Source organism: Pseudoalteromonas sp. NZS11, from assembly GCF_015864765.1.
GTDB classification, from domain to species: Bacteria; Pseudomonadota; Gammaproteobacteria; order Enterobacterales; family Alteromonadaceae; genus Pseudoalteromonas; species Pseudoalteromonas arctica.
This window is the reverse complement of record NZ_JADYWP010000007.1, coordinates 57259-73780: the sequence shown is the minus strand read 5'-3', so window position 1 is coordinate 73780 and position 16522 is coordinate 57259. Positions and strand designations below refer to the sequence as shown.

At 38.4% G+C, this 16522-nt stretch carries 11 protein-coding genes and 9 tRNA genes; 2 read left to right on the top strand and 18 right to left on the bottom strand.

Going from position 1 to position 16522, the window contains the following annotated elements; genetic code table 11:
* Nucleotides 1–154: 154 nt before the first annotated feature.
* The 4 genes from I6E82_RS14850 to I6E82_RS14835 form a co-directional block, all read right to left on the bottom strand.
* The gene (locus tag I6E82_RS14850) at nucleotides 155–1216 is read right to left on the bottom strand and encodes an alkaline phosphatase D family protein (RefSeq protein ID WP_197118196.1); all 1062 of its coding nucleotides are present in this window, start codon (nucleotides 1214–1216) and stop codon (nucleotides 155–157) included.
* Nucleotides 1213–2340, bottom strand: a complete 1128-nt coding sequence (locus I6E82_RS14845; RefSeq protein WP_197118195.1) for an alkaline phosphatase family protein — start codon at nucleotides 2338–2340, stop codon at nucleotides 1213–1215. The genes I6E82_RS14850 and I6E82_RS14845 overlap by 4 nt, the downstream gene beginning before the upstream one ends.
* A 75-nt stretch (nucleotides 2341–2415) precedes the next feature.
* On the bottom strand, nucleotides 2416–4785 hold the full coding sequence (locus tag I6E82_RS14840) for a TonB-dependent receptor domain-containing protein (protein ID WP_101163327.1): 2370 nt from the start codon (nucleotides 4783–4785) through the stop codon (nucleotides 2416–2418).
* A 208-nt stretch (nucleotides 4786–4993) separates the two neighbouring features.
* Nucleotides 4994–6037: an alkene reductase gene (locus I6E82_RS14835; protein ID WP_197118194.1), complete on the bottom strand. Its 1044-nt coding sequence runs from the start codon at nucleotides 6035–6037 to the stop codon at nucleotides 4994–4996.
* A 236-nt stretch (nucleotides 6038–6273) separates the two neighbouring features.
* On the opposite strand from I6E82_RS14835, the gene I6E82_RS14830 reads away from it, so the two are divergent.
* A complete protein-coding gene (locus I6E82_RS14830) occupies nucleotides 6274–6663 on the top strand; it encodes a DUF2750 domain-containing protein (protein ID WP_138585855.1) in 390 nt (129 codons plus the stop codon).
* Nucleotides 6664–6731: 68 nt separating this feature from the next.
* Here I6E82_RS14830 and I6E82_RS14825 read toward each other — a convergent pair whose 3' ends face one another.
* Together I6E82_RS14825 and I6E82_RS14820 are read right to left on the bottom strand one after the other, a co-directional pair.
* On the bottom strand, nucleotides 6732–7601 hold the full coding sequence (locus I6E82_RS14825; RefSeq protein WP_197118193.1) for an alpha/beta fold hydrolase: 870 nt from the start codon (nucleotides 7599–7601) through the stop codon (nucleotides 6732–6734).
* Nucleotides 7602–7708: 107 nt separating this feature from the next.
* Nucleotides 7709–9034 carry an OprD family outer membrane porin gene (locus I6E82_RS14820; protein WP_197118192.1) on the bottom strand — a complete coding sequence of 442 codons (1326 nt, stop codon included), beginning with the start codon at nucleotides 9032–9034 and terminating at the stop codon, nucleotides 7709–7711.
* 658 nt (nucleotides 9035–9692) lie between these two features.
* Here I6E82_RS14820 and I6E82_RS14815 point away from each other — a divergent pair.
* On the top strand, nucleotides 9693–12371 hold the full coding sequence (locus I6E82_RS14815; RefSeq protein ID WP_197118191.1) for a CHASE domain-containing protein: 2679 nt from the start codon (nucleotides 9693–9695) through the stop codon (nucleotides 12369–12371).
* 70 nt (nucleotides 12372–12441) lie between these two features.
* Here I6E82_RS14815 and I6E82_RS14810 read toward each other — a convergent pair.
* The 12 genes from I6E82_RS14810 to pal all read right to left on the bottom strand — a co-directional run bounded on the left by I6E82_RS14810 (nucleotide 12442) and on the right by pal (nucleotide 16518).
* A tRNA-Ser gene (locus I6E82_RS14810) sits at nucleotides 12442–12531 on the bottom strand.
* 175 nt (nucleotides 12532–12706) lie between these two features.
* Complete coding sequence (gene nadA / locus I6E82_RS14805) at nucleotides 12707–13747, bottom strand: quinolinate synthase NadA (protein ID WP_007580396.1); 1041 nt, start codon at nucleotides 13745–13747, stop codon at nucleotides 12707–12709.
* A 141-nt stretch (nucleotides 13748–13888) separates the two neighbouring features.
* Nucleotides 13889–13964 (bottom strand) — tRNA-Lys (locus I6E82_RS14800).
* A gap of 63 nt (nucleotides 13965–14027) precedes the next feature.
* Nucleotides 14028–14103 (bottom strand) — tRNA-Lys (locus I6E82_RS14795).
* 82 nt (nucleotides 14104–14185) lie between these two features.
* Nucleotides 14186–14261: transfer RNA gene (locus tag I6E82_RS14790), tRNA-Lys, on the bottom strand.
* A gap of 24 nt (nucleotides 14262–14285) precedes the next feature.
* Nucleotides 14286–14361 (bottom strand) — tRNA-Lys (locus I6E82_RS14785).
* An 83-nt stretch (nucleotides 14362–14444) separates the two neighbouring features.
* Nucleotides 14445–14520: transfer RNA gene (locus tag I6E82_RS14780), tRNA-Lys, on the bottom strand.
* Between the two features lie 84 nt (nucleotides 14521–14604).
* Nucleotides 14605–14680: transfer RNA gene (locus tag I6E82_RS14775), tRNA-Lys, on the bottom strand.
* An 84-nt stretch (nucleotides 14681–14764) separates the two neighbouring features.
* Nucleotides 14765–14840: transfer RNA gene (locus I6E82_RS14770), tRNA-Lys, on the bottom strand.
* 70 nt (nucleotides 14841–14910) lie between these two features.
* Nucleotides 14911–14986, bottom strand: a tRNA-Lys gene (locus tag I6E82_RS14765).
* A gap of 226 nt (nucleotides 14987–15212) precedes the next feature.
* Nucleotides 15213–15962: a tol-pal system protein YbgF gene (gene ybgF / locus I6E82_RS14760; protein ID WP_024590479.1), complete on the bottom strand. Its 750-nt coding sequence runs from the start codon at nucleotides 15960–15962 to the stop codon at nucleotides 15213–15215.
* Between the two features lie 13 nt (nucleotides 15963–15975).
* Nucleotides 15976–16518 (bottom strand): peptidoglycan-associated lipoprotein Pal, encoded by a 543-nt coding sequence (pal, locus tag I6E82_RS14755; protein ID WP_024590480.1) that lies wholly within the window; start codon nucleotides 16516–16518, stop codon nucleotides 15976–15978.
* Nucleotides 16519–16522 lie beyond the last annotated feature (4 nt).

Sequence of the window (16522 nt, the reverse complement as noted above, 5' to 3'; positions counted from 1 at the left end):
CTGACCTTGCTTGAGATAAAACCAGTGTAAGATATTTTCAATATTAGGGGTAGCGCAAACGGGTAATTGGCTTTAATAAATCAGAGAGTTAAGAACTAACTTACAGATTTTATACGCACAGCATCTATTTTATATACTGTGCGTAGTAGTGAGTTTATTTATAAGGGCTAATACTTGATAAACTAAAGTCACTTTGCATTATTACTTCGCCATCAATGCCTTTTAATTTAAGTGAAATAGTGGGGTCAATTTGCTGCCAGTCTATGCTTAAATCACCATAATTTACGTTATGAGTAAAATTCCCTACTCGGTGTTTGTTAGGGCTTACATCTTTCCACTTTTCAGTTAAGCCAGAGCTGGTCATCTCAATTAATGGGTAATCAAGGTTTTGCTGATACTTTGATATTTCACCCCAGTGCGTATCGCCGCTGATGATCACGACCCCATTTACCTTATGCTTTTTAATCAATGCAAATAAACGGTTTCTATCTTCAGGAAAGTTTGCCCATGACTCCCAACCTGTAAAATCGGGTAAAAGCTGTAAGCTTGAGGCAATCAATTTTATTGCAGCAGGCTTTTTAAGCTCTTGTTCAAGCCATTGCCACTGGGCTTCACCTAGCATTGATGCGCCCTTTACTTCACTGGGACTATACGGGCCTTGGTTATTTAACTTACGCTTAGTGTAGTATTCAAGCTCACCTACATGGTTTAGCGCATCACGGTTCCAACGTAAATCAGGCATTATTACTTGTATGGTTTGCTCATTTTCACCATACATGTACGAGGTATAAATTCCATCAGGACGAGTGCGACGCGCTGAGTTTACAGGTTCATCCCAAAAATTAAGCATAATTTGGCGTGATTGCTCTTTATGCGGATACTCTTTACCTGCATCGTTTTGGCCATAATCGTGGTCATCCCACATGGCAATGATAGGCGTTTGCGCTTTTAACGTTTTAAAACCAGGCTTTGCCTCTAAACGTTGGTACTTATCGGCAAGTACATCCATATCGTTGGTATCGCCGTAAATATTGTCACCCAAAAATATAAACAAATCCCCCTGCTCTTTGTTAATTGCATTAAATATGGGTATGTTTTTATCTTGATGCCCACACGAACCAAATAGGATTTTAGATGGCGCGGCATTAACACTCGCGCTAATAACCAAACTCAACACCAAGGCAGATAGGGTTAATGGTTTTAATAGATTCTTCATTTTAAAATCTCGCTAATAGCAGGCGCCATATTTGAATTTATTTCATTTGGGTTCTGCCCAAGAGCCTTTAAAACGGTCGCCGCTATTTGCGCTTGTTTAAGCTCATTTTTAGTTTTAATTAAGCCACTACCTTTTATTGCGGGGCCAATGGCTGCAAGCCAAATATGTTCAGAGCCGACAATTCCTTCTGGGTAGGTATTTTCACCTAACTCTAGCTCAGCAAGTGCACGTTTAGAGCTGTGATGTTGCCAATCATTGGCATTATTGCCACGGCCGTGATCAGTAGTAATAATTAGTGTGGTGTTATTTTTATAACCCGCTGTAGTTTGAATAGTTGCCCATAAGTCTTTTATAAAAGCGTCACTTTGCCTTGCCGATTTAAGGTATTGATCGTAATGACCATCATGCGCAAAGTCATCGGTTTCGCCTAAACTTATCACTAACAACTTAGGCTTTTTAGCCAACATATACGCTTTAGCAAAGCGATATGTAAAACTGTCTAGTCGTACGTTATACCAAGGACTGGGGATTTCACTTTGTAGCGTATTTAACAGCGGCGCATCGGTGAATAAATTCTCTTCAATTGACATAAAACCTGCATTTACATACACGTTACTGCGCTTAGTATTTACAATGTATGGGAATACATCCCAACTACCAAATAAGGCAGTGCTATCTTTAAACTCAGGTAACTTATCTAAACGCTCTAAAATAGTTTTATTTGGGTTGAGCACTTTGTTGTTACTATTTATATTTTCGTCAACTTCACCGGTGAGTATTTCGTTATAACCAGGGTATGAAAAATACCACGGGTTACTTACCGACATAGTAGAGCCGTTAGTCCTATCGCCAATTATAATCCCTTTTTTAGCCACTACTTGCGTTAAAAAAGGCATTAGTAATTGCTGGCGCTCATTTGCTGTTTTTGCCCAAAACTGGGTCTTTAAATGCTCAGGCTTTTCAACAAAATCAGTATTATTAATTAAGCTATTATCAGCCCCGTTAAATACTTCTTGCCAGCGTACTCCATCAAGCGTTACCAGCACTACATTTTGCGCTGCTGTTGCAAAGTTACTCGCTAATACACTTAAGCTAAATAGTGTTACTTTTATAATTGTTTTCATCGCGTTTTTGCGCCCTTTCATATAATAAAGCCCATCAATGATGGGCTATATTTTAATTCAATTACTAAAACCTAATTAAAAGTCAGCGGTAAATGTCACTGCTGCGGTGCGAGGCGCACCAATGTAATAAGTAGCGCCGTTACCAGTACCACCTGCTAAGTAGCTTTTGTCGGTAACGTTATAAACAACAAACGATACGTCAATGGCTTTAAACGGGCCTGCATCTACGTCAGTTGAATAACCTGCATTAAAATCAAGTACGGTGTAGCCGTCTACTTTATTGCGGGCGCGCGTGTCTTCGTCTTGCCATGCACCTAAACGCTCGCCGGTGTATTTAGCCGATAAACCAACACGAAAGCCATCGCTAAAGTAATCGGTAGATACCACAAATAAATCCTCTGATGAATCTATTATGCTGTCGCCTTTTCTAAAGCTTGGTACTACCTCATTACCACTTTCATCTTTTAATATTACGCCTTGTGAATCGTATGCATTTGGATCATCGGATGAATACTCAGAACTGCTATTAGTATACGACGAGTAGACGCTCCAGCTTGGTGTTAACATATAGCTTGCTGCAAGCTCAAGCCCACTTGAGTCAATACCTCCTACATTTACGTACGAGCCATTTGTACCAATCGTATAATCAATGCCGTCTGTGCCACTACCAGGCGCAATAAAGGTAATGCGGTTATCAAACTTAACACTGTAAGCCGTTGCTGTAAGGGTTAATCTGTCGGCTTGGTAACGTACACCAAAGTCGATATTGTCGGCAGTTTCTGGCTCTATGTTTGTAAGTGTTGAGCTATCTCGCTCAAGTACACCGTCTTTTATTGCGGAAAAATTCTCGCTGTAACTGGCAAATAATTCTGTGCTGTTATTTAGCTGATACAATACACCCCCGCTAAATAACACGTCTGAGTCGCTATCTACTTTATCTGATCTTTCGTTAGCAAAGTGGTCGTACTTTTGTAATTCAACTAAATACTGTTTTGCACCAATATTTAATGTTAAGTCACCAAAATTAATCGAGTCTTGTAGGTACCATTTGAATGTATCGGTATCAAAAGTGTTTTTGTATTGTGTCCAGTAAGGCGTGCTATCAAAGTGATGATAAATACGCGCATCAATTACTTTGTGCCAATCACGCGACTCGTCACGCTCGCTTTGCTCATACCAAAAGCCCGCTTCTATATCGTGATCACCAAATGTAGCTTGGTAATTTGCCGTTACACCTAAGCGATCTTTGTTGTAATGCGTATGGCGGTAAGACATAACCGGCGTTGCTGTTGCATCGTAACACGCAGGATTTAAACCAGGACCCGACTCCCATGGCCAGCTCAAACTTTGCGTACAATCGGCATTTGGTGCAAGCGGATTGCCTTCACTATCAGCAAAACCATAAGAGCCTGCATTAGTACCGCCCTCGGTTGTTGGGTCGCCATTTTCATCAACGGGCGTTGTTAAGTAAGGTGGGATCCAATCGCCACGACCTGAATTTTTATGGTAATAAGGGCTGACGGTTAATAATGAAGTTGGCGAAATCGCATATTCAAATTTTAAATAGCCTAAGGTATTTTCACGGAGCGTCCCCCAACCTTCTGCAAACATTTGGTCAAAGTGCGGAACTCCCGTCCAATTCCATGTTAGCTGATCCCAATCGGGTGTTTGTTCAAACTGCTCAAGGCTTACGCTGTTATAGTTTGTCTCGCTTACATCATCGTAAGATAAACGACCAGTAAGTGTTAAGTCGTTAAAATTAGATACAAACTTAAGCTCAGCGTGTTGGTTGTCTTTACCCCCATTACTGCCAGAACCAATCCAGCGGCTTGTATCTGTTTGCGAGTAACTTACGTACGCTTGTGTGTTATCAAAAACAGTGCCTGTTTCGTGTCTAAAGTAATAACGCGTGGCATCGTGGCTGCCTGAGGTATAAGCAAAGGTAGTGCCTTTTTCAAGGCTTGGGTCTTTACTTACAAAGTTAAATGTCCCGCCTAGTGCTTCAAGTGAAGCCGACTTAATATCAGACGTACCTTGACCAACTTCAACCGTTGCCAGGTTTTCGCTATCTAGGTAACGGTTAGCTTTAGCACCACCGCCATAATTAGAGCCACCATTGGGAATGCCATCAACGGTCATACCTAATTGTTGTTGGTTCCCATCAATACTAAAACCACGCATGGTGATTGTAGTAGACCAATCGTCGCCACCAAATGCATCACCTTCATTTATGCTAATACCTGGTAAGTTATCAATAACCGATAATATGCTCGATACCGAACTTTGTTGCTCAAGCATTGCAGGCTCAATAACATTGTTAGCGTAGCTGGTTGGTTTAGCAACCACGGTTACTTCTTCTATGGTGTTGTCGTTAGCATAAGTAGATGTTGATACCGCCATGGCAATTGCCATGCTCAAAAGCGATTTGTTTTTTAAAGCGTACATTGTTGTCCCGTTTGATTTTAATTATGAAATATGAAAACGCGGACAGTATGAATTTTAAATATGACAACGAGGATGAACTTTATTTACATAAAAATTAAACAAATATGGAAGATTTATGGCGGGAATATGTACAAAAAAAGACACCCAAAGGTTTAGCCTCGGGTGTCTTAATAACTATTTCTTAATAACTAAATATAATAATTAGCTGTTATTTTAATTCAGCTAGCATTTCATCGCTGTACGGTACTAACTCTTCACCGTTTGCAACCTTGCTAATATAATCTGGATTTGCAATAAGTGGACGACCAATAGCGATTAAGTCAAACTTTGCATCGTTAATAGCCTCTTTTGCTGACTCAAAACTATAACTACCTACACCTACTAATGTACCTTTGTAGCCTGCACGTAAAAATTCAGAGATGCTTTTGCCTTCAAGCGAGTCAAAGCGCATGCTGTCATCAAAAATACCGCCGTGTAAGTACGCTAATTCTCTGCTTTCAAGTTCTGTTAATAAGTAGTCAAATACCGCTTTATCGCGGCTATCTTCGCTCATATTAAAGTAAGCACCCGGTGTTAATCTAAGTGCAGTACGATCACTGCCTACAGCAGCAATAACCGCATCGGTTACTTCTAGTGCAAAACGCGACATATTCTCAGGCGTTTGGCCGTATTCGTCGCTGCGTGTATTTGCAGCATAATGTAAAAACTGGTCAATTAAATAACCGTTAGCGCCATGAATTTCTACCCCATCAAAACCTGCTTCAATAGCATTTTCTGCGGCCTTTGCGAAATCAGCAACTAGAGATTTAATATCATCGGTTGTGGCTGCTTTTGGCGTAATGTAAGTAAGCTCACGCATACGAGGTACAGAGCCTTCAACGCCAATTGCCGATGGTGCCAGTACATCGCCATCAAAAAAGTGAGGGTGTGCAACACGGCCAACATGCCAAAGTTGTGCAAACATTTTGCCGCCATTAGCGTGCACTGCGTCTGTTACTTTTTTCCAACCTTGAATTTGCTCACTGGTAAATAAACCGGGTGTATTTGGGTAACCTTGTCCGTCTGGACGAATAATAGTTGCTTCGCTAATAATTAAACCGGTTTCGGCGCGGCGAGCATAATATTCAACCATATCTTGTGTTGGCACTAAGTTATCATCAGCCATACAACGCGTTAATGGTGCCATAAGTACGCGGTTTTTAAGCTCAATCGTGTTATTTAGTTTAAACGGAGCAAGTAGATCAGTAGTCATTTTTCAATCCTTCATTAAGTATATGCTTACTACAATGTGGCCTTTTTACAAACATTCAAGCTTATTTTGAATGATCGCTCAAATTAGTGAGGACTTATACTGGTCAATGTACAAATTAGATCTGCATTGCTGAAATTAAATAGCAACTTTTCAACACTCTGTCATATAACTCGATATACTTGTGTGCATATAATTTAGATATATTAATATCAATAGTAATTAAGAGTGAGCTAATTATGACAACGCCAAATTTAAGCGAAGAACAAGCAGTAATTTTAGGACTTGGAGCAAAAAAGCGCTTAGCCTATATGTTCGAAACCGTACAACAGTTCAAGCAAGTATGGATTTTAAACGATGATGATGGCTGCGTTATGCTTGCCAACGAAGATGACGACTGTGTTCCTGTTTGGCCAACTCGTGAATTTGCAGAAGCATGGGCAACTGGAGAATGGGCTGGCTGCAGCGCTAAAGCAATCCCACTTGCTGACTGGTTTAGTCGCTGGACACCAGGCCTTGAGGAAGATGACTTACTTATTGCTGCCTTCCCTACAGAGGAAGATGATGGCACGATATTGTTTTCAGATGAGTTTGAAAAACAATTAAAAGCGCCAAAGCAAAAATATTAAGGTTCAAAGCCTAAATACTCAGAGTTCTAAAATTTATAAACGCGGCACTTAATTTAGTAGCCGCGTTTTTATTGGCAATATCTAAAATTCAAATAAGCCTGTGTAATTGCATCTGGATTTTCTACTTGCGGATAATGCCCAAGCTCTACAAACTCTTGTACGCGCGCATTGGGAATAAGCTTTTTATAATGCTCAATCATATGCTTACCAGAGATGGGGTCTTCTGCGCCTGCTATAAACGTAAGTGGTATATTGCTATTTATGATGGCACCAACCCAGCGTTCTCTGTTTTGCTGCCTCTGCTTTATATAACTAATGAGTTTAGGCATAACGGCTAAGCCATCTTTATAAATTAGCAACTCCCAAAGTGTGTCTACCACTTGTTTTGAGGGCGGTGTACTTTTACTAAAAATAGTAACTAAATTATTGGCAAATTTTTGTTTATTCATTAATTTTGGCACTATCCAACCTAGCTTTGAAAGTAAAAGCTTTTGTATAAATAAGGGTTTATGCACCTCAGGAAATAACCCACCATTTAAAAAGCACACACTGTTTATTTTAAAGTCACTTTGGCTAACGACTTGCCTTGCTAATAACTCTTGAGCCACAGTATCGCCATAGTCATGAGCTAAAATATGTATATCATTAATATTTAACGTTTTTAAAAATTGAGTATATAAGTCGGCTTGTTCAGTAATTTTATAGCCTGCATTTTTAGGTTTATCTGACAAACCAAAACCTAGCATATCGAGTGTAATTACAAAATAATGTTCACTAAGGGTTTGCCACATACCTTCCCAGTCCCAACTAGCACTTGGAAAGCCATGTATTAAAAGCAGCGCAGGCTTAGTTATATCACCAGCTGTTTTAGTAAAAATTTGATGGCCACTAATTTGAGTAAATTGACCCTGTGATTGCCACTGTTGAAGAGAAAACATATATTAGCTTAATTTTTATTATTGATTTGTTAGTTTTATCATAGAGGTAATTAAAAAAGGAAACAAAACCAATGCATAAAATTTGCATTGGCTTATTAAAAGTCATGTTAAAATTTAATAGTGTAATCTACATAAACTCGATGGTCAGCTCTATCGCCTTTAACACCATCAACACTGCCTGATTTTTCGGTTGTATAATCTACAAATAACCAGCGCAAACTTAAGCCTTTTATTTTCTCAACTTTATAGCGAGTATCTACAGCCCAATATTTTTCGTCGGCTGTACCACCTAACTTACCCAATGCAGAGTTTTCAGCATCGCTGCCGTCTGTGTAGTAAAATTTAGTTGTTAAGCCAGGCGATACTGCTTTCAAATCAATTCCTAAACGTGCCTGCCACGTTGCCTCGTTTTGATTTGTTAAATCGGCACCAATTAATGAGCGAGTTGGAAATGGGTTTGTACCATGGTCGCCACTGAAATTATCTTCAATCCAAGCATCACTTACTTTAGTAAATGCCGCACCTACACTCCAAATATCTTTTTTCCAATCAGCATCTAGGTAATAGGCAAATCCATCGTTTTCACTTTTAGTTAAACCTGTTAATGCACCAGATGTATCTTCATCATCTAAATCTCCGCCCTCTGCGCCTGTTACAAATAAATCACCATCATCTTGTGAGGTAAATATGCCAGTTGAAAGGGTTAACTTACTTTGCTCAAGCTTAATGTCGTAACTGATTTTTAATCCGATTTTACTTAAATAATTGTGCGAATTTAAATATTCAGCCTCTAATATTAGATTGTCTTTTTTATGCGTAGCACCTACGCCCCAAATTACGCTAATAGCACCAGTTGCCGATTGATCGGTAGAAAAGTCTTCCCATCTATCATCGTGTCGACGGCTCCATTTATCGTAAACGTAACCGTATAATTTAGTGTTACCAATTTTGTAATCGCCAAAAACGCCTCTAAAAGTATTAGGAATAGCCCGACTCCCAGAGCTTTTAAGCAACATACTTTTGGTTTTTTGCCCACCTACTTTAACGTGACCGTTGTTGCCCAATTTAAAATCTAAAAAATATTGTCCAAATTTAGAAAAGCTATCGTCAACTCCACCGCTCTCATTACCTGCTGGCAAAATATTACCTGCGGCTGAACCCGTAGAATTAATATCCATCACGGTGTAAGTCGATACACCCACACTCACTAAATCGTTTATATAACCCGATGTGTAATTGAGCTCTATACCTTGAGCAAAAGTTGAATCGTCACTTGCGTCGTTATCGTAGTCACGGTCAAAATAAATTGATCTAAGTTTTATATTAAATTCATCTTGTTCTGTCAGCCCATTAACAGCGGCATACGAAGGAATAGAAATACATGTTAATACTGCGCCTGTTGCCGCAAGTAATTTAGATACTCGGTGAGCCATAGTTATCTCCGTTACCTTGTTTTGTTTAAGTTTTAACTGTGCAGTGCATAGCAGCGTGTATTTTTTCGACCTACACGGTAAACATGTCATAAGGTAATTACATTTTAAGTAATCACGTTTTCTTTCACGCTACTAAAATATAGAACAATATAAGTTTTTAATGTTTTAATTTTCATATTATAAAATATTAACTGTTTGTTTTGTTTCGGATGAATTATAAAAGTAAGGTGAGCATCGTCTCTTGCTCGCTCGTACCTATACCGATAGTTCCCTTTAAAAGCGTCATAATATTGGTTAAATTTTACTTTATTTAAACTTACCAAAGTAAAGTTATAAGCAAAAACTAAAAGCTATCCGTTGTTTTTTGAGCACCTAATATTCACTAAAAAATCGATAAATATAAAAATCAGCACCTTTAGCTAATACTTTTGTTGTTCGCTATAAAGTAGCAAAGAACATAAAAATTATTATATTTATATACATGTTCATCTTATCTTGGTGAGTAAAATCAACTTTTTATATTACATCTACTCTAAACCTTTATAAAATATATATATTCTAATTAATAACAAAGTTGTATCCTGAATAATAAGTGCTATATTTATTTCGATGATAAAACAGATATACGTTCAGTATATTAATAATAAAGGATGAGTTAATGTTTTCAGGACGACCGGTTAGTAAAAGGTTATTAATCTCGGTGCTTACTCATGCTATTTTTTTCATCAGTGGTATTGTATTAACTTACTTTGCCCACGCTGCACATCAAGATGCTGTTAGTAACAAAATAAATGAAGCCCTCAACAACCGCCTTTCTTCACTCTCAACAGGCGTTACTAGCAGATTCGACTTATATAAATATGGGCTATACGGTTTAAAAGGATTTATACACGGCATTGGCGTTAATAATTTAAGCTACCAAACAATTTCCAATTACTCTAACAGTCGCAATTACGCCCAAGAATTCCCTGGAGCAAATGGTATTGGCTTTATAAGAAAAGTGAATGCCGAAAACTTAGCTCAATTCTTAAAAACTGCAAAATCCGATCGACCTAACCAAATATTCAAACTAAATAAACTAGCTAACGAAAGTGATGAGCACTTTATTATTCAGTATATATTTCCTGAGCAAAGTAATTCACGGGCTCTAGGACTCGATATTGCATCGGAAAGTACACGTAAAAAAGCAGCATTAAACTCTGCAATTAATAACCAAGTTCAATTATCAGCGCCTATTACTTTAATCCAAGCGGATAACAAATCGAAACAAGGCTTTTTAATTTTACTACCAGTTTATAAAAATATTATTATTCCAACTGATAAAATCCAGCGTTTAGAGCAATTAATTGGATGGACTTACTCCCCTTTATTAATAAACAATATTTTAGACTCTCTTTCCCAAGCTGATGAAAATAAGTTAGTCATTAGCGACATAAGTAACAACGTTAAAACTGACTTTTTTAGCTACGGCATTAAAAGCAACACGGCTGATTATCAGTTAAATAAAGTAATTAAAGTGATGGGAAGAACATGGGAAATCACACTTAGTGCTTCAGACACATTTATTGAATCACTACACTTACCGAGTAAATATCAAGCTATTGTCAATGGTGTTTTTTATACCCTTATTTGTATGTTTATAACTTTAATAATTCAGCTGTTTTTTTATCGTAGAGCACAAAGAACACAGCGAAGAATTATCAAAGCTAAACAAAATAAGCATATGCTGCAGCAAACAAATTTAAAATTAGAAAAAGAAGTAAAATTACGTACTAAAGAAATTGCCGATATAAGTATGCTTCAACAAAGTATTTTAAACAGTGCCAGTTACTCTATTATTGCGACCGACATAAATGGCTTAATTACTTTGTTTAATCCCGCCTCTGAAAAGTTATTAGGCTATAAAGCGCAAGACGTTATTGGAATTGAAAATCCGGGTATTTTTCATTTAAAAGAAGAAATTATAAAAAAAGCCAAACAGCTTAGTGCAGAGTTAAATGAACCTGTTTTCCCTGGTTTTGAAGTGTTTATCTTAAAAGCAACGGCTACAGAGCCTGATATCAATCAGTGGACATACATTTCTTCTACAGGCGAGCACATACAAGTTAATATAAGTGTCACCTCTTTATTAAATAACGAAAATGAAATTGTTGGCTATTTGGGTGTAGCATACGATTTGACCGAACAAATTAATCACGAACAAGCTCTCGGACATGCTAAAGAATTAGCTGAACAGGCATCACAAGCTAAATCTGAATTTTTAGCAAATATGAGTCACGAAATACGCACACCTATGAACGGCATACTAGGTACATTACAGTTACTGCAAGAGCAGCCATTGAATGAAAAATCAAAAGAGTATTTAAAAAAATCACTTTATTCGACCCGCTCACTCACCACTATTATTAATGATATCCTCGACTTTTCTAAAATTGAAGCTGGGAAGCTTTCATTAGAATATAAATCATTCGACCTTTTTGAACTTATTCACCACTTAGAGTCTGATCTTGGCCTGCAAGCCAGTGATAAAAATATATATCTCAAATTTATAATTAATATTGAGCATAAGTATTGGGTAGGCGACCCCGTTAGACTCAGACAGATATTTTTAAACCTAATATCTAATGCGATTAAGTTTACCTCGCAAGGTGGCGTTACAGTAACGTTTAGGCTAACCGACGAAAACAAAATATGTTGTTGTATATCAGACACCGGAATTGGAATTTCTGAGCAGGCTATAGAGCGATTGTTTGAGCGCTTTGAACAAGCAGAGCAATCAACTACGCGTGAATATGGCGGTACAGGTCTTGGTTTACCTATTACTAAATCATTAATAGGTTTAATGAATGGCGAAATTAAAGTAACAAGCCAATTAGATTCAGGTAGTCAGTTTTATGTGTACTTACCATTAAAACAAGCACAGATTGATGAAAGCACATTAATAACAAAAAATGTTGAGCTTCCTGACCTATCTGGAAAAACTATTTTATTAGCTGAAGATAATAAAATAAATCAGCTTGTTGCATCTGCGATGCTTGAGCCTACAAAAGCCACCATTATTATTGCTAACAATGGTTTAGAAGCAATCTCATTATACGAGTCACACAAGCCAGACATTATTTTTATGGACATTCAAATGCCTAAAATGGATGGTCTTCAGGCATGTAAAAAAATTAAGGCGCTTAATAACGAACAAATTGTTATCGCGTTAACCGCTAATGTTTTTACAGAGCAAAAAGAAATATACAGGCAGTTATTTGATGGTTACGTTTCAAAGCCAATTGAAAAACATGAGCTTGTCGGCATGTTATCAACACTCTATTTAGTTAATAGTTAGTCATTGCGAAGGCATTAAAAAACCCAGTTACTAATACCTTTCGATATTAGTAACTGGGCTCTAAGAATAATGGTGGAGGGAGAGGGATTCGAACCCTCGTTAGGGATAAACCTAAACACACTTTCCAGGCGTGCGCCTTCAGCCACTCAGCCATCCCTCCACAGTGCTGCAATTGTGTAATGCAACAGCGCGCTATAGTATGAAATAGACCCTTAAGGTGCAAGGCATTTTTAAATATGAGCCTTTAAATGCTTACTTATCAAGCAATAGCTTATCTATAGGCACAAAAAACGGCTAAATCTAAGACCTAACCGTTTTAATTTATACTTTTAAAATTACTTAGCCATGCTCGCAGTAAATTCAAGCATGCGATTAAGCGACTTAAGTGCGCCTTCGCGTAAATCCATATCAACGAATACTTCTTTACCTTTAGGGCTTATGAGGGCTTCCTCAATCGCTTTTAAGCCATTCATTGCCATCCAAGGGCAATGTGCGCAACTTTTACATGAAGCGCCCTCACCTGCCGTTGGAGCCGCAAAAAACTCTTTATCTGGACATAGTTGCTGCATTTTATAAAAGATGCCGCGATCGGTTGCTACAATAAACTTTTTATTGTCCATTGTTTGCGCAGCTTTAATTAATTGGCTCGTAGATCCAACCGAATCGGCAAGTGCAACAATTTCTGCTGGTGACTCAGGATGAACTAATACGCCTGCATCTGGGTGTAGCGCCTTCATATCTTTTAAGGCTTTAGTTTTAAATTCGTCATGTACAATACATGCGCCATTCCACATAAGCATATCAGCACCGGTATTTTTTTGAATATAACTACCAAGGTGCTTATCTGGGCCCCAAATGATTTTTTCGCCTTGCTCATCAAGGTGCTCTACTATTTCAAGTGCACATGATGAGGTTACAATCCAATCTGCACGCGCCTTAACTGCGGTAGAGGTGTTTGCATACACAACCACTTTACGGTCAGGGTGCTCATCACAAAACGCTGAGAACTCGTCTATCGGGCAACCAATATCTAGCGAACACGTCGCTTCAAGCGTTGGCATAACAACCGTTTTATTTGGCGTTAAAATTTTGGCTGTTTCGCCCATAAATTTCACGCCCGCGACGATGATCATATCTGCATCGTGACGTGCACCAAAACGCGCCATTTCTAGCGAATCGGCAACGCAGCCGCCGGTTTCTTCTGCAAGTGCTTGAATTTCAGGATCGGTATAATAATGTGCAACAAGTACTGCATTTTTATCTTTTAGTAATTGTTTTATACGCGCTTTATATTCGCCTTGCTCGTCATTTGTTAACGGTGCTGGCTTAGGGGGGAAAATATAACCTTCAGGCATAATAGTTTGAGCTAGACTCATGTTCTCGACCACTTATCTACAGTGCATTAATTAGGGCGAATTATACGAGAATATAAACACAAATAACAGCAAACTAGTAAAGCTGTTTATAAAAATTAGAATAGGAATTTAAAAAAGAATATAAAGGAAAGTATTAGAGGGTGGTGGGTCATGATGGATTTGAACCATCGACCAATTGATTAAAAGTCAACTGCTCTACCAACTGAGCTAATGACCCGCTCTTATATAAATCTGCTTTGTAAAAAGCTGCGTAAATCCGCCGATTAAAACTTTCATAGAATGGTGGGTTATGATGGATTTGAACCATCGACCAATTGATTAAAAGTCAACTGCTCTACCAACTGAGCTAATAACCCAATCTATGCGCTTATTCAATTATGAATGAAGCTTACGTAAATCCGCCGATTGATACCAAACACTATTCATAAGAATAAAGAATGGTGGGTCATGATGGATTTGAACCATCGACCAATTGATTAAAAGTCAACTGCTCTACCAACTGAGCTAATGACCCGCTCTTATATAACTTTTCATAGAATGGTGGGTTATGATGGATTTGAACCATCGACCAATTGATTAAAAGTCAACTGCTCTACCAACTGAGCTAATAACCCGCTCTATGCACTTATTCAATTATGAATGAAGCTTACGTAAATCCGCCGATTGATGCCAAACACTATTCACAAGGAATAAAGAATGGTGGGTTATGATGGATTTGAACCATCGACCAATTGATTAAAAGTCAACTGCTCTACCAACTGAGCTAATAACCCGCTCTATTGTTGCGTTTAAATGCAACTTACTACTTTACGTAAATCCGTCGATTGGAACCAATCACTATTCAAAGGAATAAAGAATGGTGGGTTATGATGGATTTGAACCATCGACCAATTGATTAAAAGTCAACTGCTCTACCAACTGAGCTAATAACCCGTTCCAGTTGCTAACTTATTTCTAAGTTAAAGCCTGCGTAAATCCGCCGATTGATGCCACACACTATTCACAAGGAATAAAGAATGGTGGGTCATGATGGATTTGAACCATCGACCAATTGATTAAAAGTCAACTGCTCTACCAACTGAGCTAATGACCCGCTCTGACGTTGCGTTTTATAACAACTTAGTATTCTACGTAAATCCGCCGATAAAAGACCATTCAAAGAATGGTGGGTTATGATGGATTTGAACCATCGACCAATTGATTAAAAGTCAACTGCTCTACCAACTGAGCTAATAACCCGCTCTTTTTGTCGCATTTCGAGTGGGGTAACCATTCGTTTGCTGCGGGCGCTTATAATACTTATTTATAAAATGAGTGCAACCGAAATTGTCTCTTTTTTTAAGTTTTTATGTCTAGATGCACAAAATTAAACCGTTTGTGCTCAAACTACATGCAAATCCAAGATTCTTCGAGAGTTTCCATGTAGTTTGCTCGCCCTAACTAGAAATTTAATCGCTAGTGAACTTTAGTTTCCTAAACGATCAGTTGCTAGTTTTGCAGCGGTTGTACTTGGGTATTGATTGATAAGATCGCTCAATATTTTTTGTGCTTGCGCCGCTGAACCTTGATCTTGTAAAAGTGTGCCTAACTTTAGCATTGCATCTGGACGTTTATTAGAATTTGGAAATTCGTTCACAACGACTTTAAAGTGCTCTACTGCTTTTACACCATCATTTTTAATAGTAAGCAACTGCCCTAACCAATAATGCGCATTAGACGCATATACAGAGTTTGGGTAGGTAGTTAAAAACGTTTGAAATTCAGGAATCGCTTGGTCATAGCGTTTATCTTTCATTATTAACGCAACAGCGCGCTCATAGGCTTCGTTTTCAGATAAGTCACTGCTATAGGTCTGTGCATTGCTTTGTTGCGTGTAATCAGTTGCGGGAGCTGCTGCTGGCTGTGTATAAGCCTGGCTCACGCGGTTTTCAATTTCTTGATACAACTCACGCTGACGCTGCAGTACTTTTTCAAGCTTGTAGCTTTGCTCTTCGGTTACACCTCGAATTTGGCTTACTTCGTCTTGTAACAAGTTAAGCTGTTGCTGTAACTCCACTTGCAAAAAGTTACGCTGTTGCATCATATTCTCAAGCGACGCTAATCGCTTCTCAATACTTGATTGTGAACTCGCAGCTTCTGAAACAGGAGCGGGAGCAGCCATTAACTGGGTGCTCCCGCTCAATATCATGGCTGCCAAAATAATTTTCGGCTTCATAATATCTCTTATCTTAGTAAACTAGTACCGCACGGCGGTTTTTAGCGAAAGCTGATTCAGTGCGAGACTTAACCATTGGCTTCTCTTCACCGTAGCTTACCACTGACATTTGGCTAGCTGAAACACCTAAGCTTAATAAGTATTTTTCAACTGCTTGGCCACGGTGCTCACCTAGTGCAATATTGTACTCTGGAGTACCGCGCTCATCTGCATGGCCTTCAATTAGTACTTTAACTGATGAGTTTTGAACTAAAAACTCAGCATGTGCACGAAGTAAGTCTGCGTACTTGCTTTCAACTGTCGCAGTATCAAAATCAAAGTAGATTACTTGCTCTTGACGAAGTGCTTCGTACTTTTGACGAAGTTGCTCTTCTGCTTGTTGCTCAGGAGAGATTGTAGCTACTTCAACTGTATCAGTGTTAGTTGATTGCTCAACAACGCCTTGATTTGATTGATTTGCAGCACCTTCATCAATATCTGAAGATGAGCTACAAGCTGCTAATGTCATTACTGGCACAGCAATTAGCAGGCCTTTAAGTATTTTGTTAAGTTGCATTGAG

What these genes read in the sequence shown, in the direction of transcription:
- I6E82_RS14850 (WP_197118196.1), bottom strand. Translation starts at nt 1,216, where the DNA reads ATGAAGAATCTATTAAAACCATTAACCCTATCTGCCTTGGTGTTGAGT.
- I6E82_RS14845 (WP_197118195.1), bottom strand. Translation starts at nt 2,340, where the DNA reads ATGAAAACAATTATAAAAGTAACACTATTTAGCTTAAGTGTATTAGCG.
- I6E82_RS14840 (WP_101163327.1), bottom strand. Translation starts at nt 4,785, where the DNA reads ATGTACGCTTTAAAAAACAAATCGCTTTTGAGCATGGCAATTGCCATG.
- I6E82_RS14835 (WP_197118194.1), bottom strand. Translation starts at nt 6,037, where the DNA reads ATGACTACTGATCTACTTGCTCCGTTTAAACTAAATAACACGATTGAG.
- I6E82_RS14830 (WP_138585855.1), top strand. Translation starts at nt 6,274, where the DNA reads ATGACAACGCCAAATTTAAGCGAAGAACAAGCAGTAATTTTAGGACTT.
- I6E82_RS14825 (WP_197118193.1), bottom strand. Translation starts at nt 7,601, where the DNA reads ATGTTTTCTCTTCAACAGTGGCAATCACAGGGTCAATTTACTCAAATT.
- I6E82_RS14820 (WP_197118192.1), bottom strand. Translation starts at nt 9,034, where the DNA reads ATGGCTCACCGAGTATCTAAATTACTTGCGGCAACAGGCGCAGTATTA.
- I6E82_RS14815 (WP_197118191.1), top strand. Translation starts at nt 9,693, where the DNA reads ATGTTTTCAGGACGACCGGTTAGTAAAAGGTTATTAATCTCGGTGCTT.
- nadA (WP_007580396.1), bottom strand. Translation starts at nt 13,747, where the DNA reads ATGAGTCTAGCTCAAACTATTATGCCTGAAGGTTATATTTTCCCCCCT.
- ybgF (WP_024590479.1), bottom strand. Translation starts at nt 15,962, where the DNA reads ATGAAGCCGAAAATTATTTTGGCAGCCATGATATTGAGCGGGAGCACC.
- pal (WP_024590480.1), bottom strand. Translation starts at nt 16,518, where the DNA reads ATGCAACTTAACAAAATACTTAAAGGCCTGCTAATTGCTGTGCCAGTA.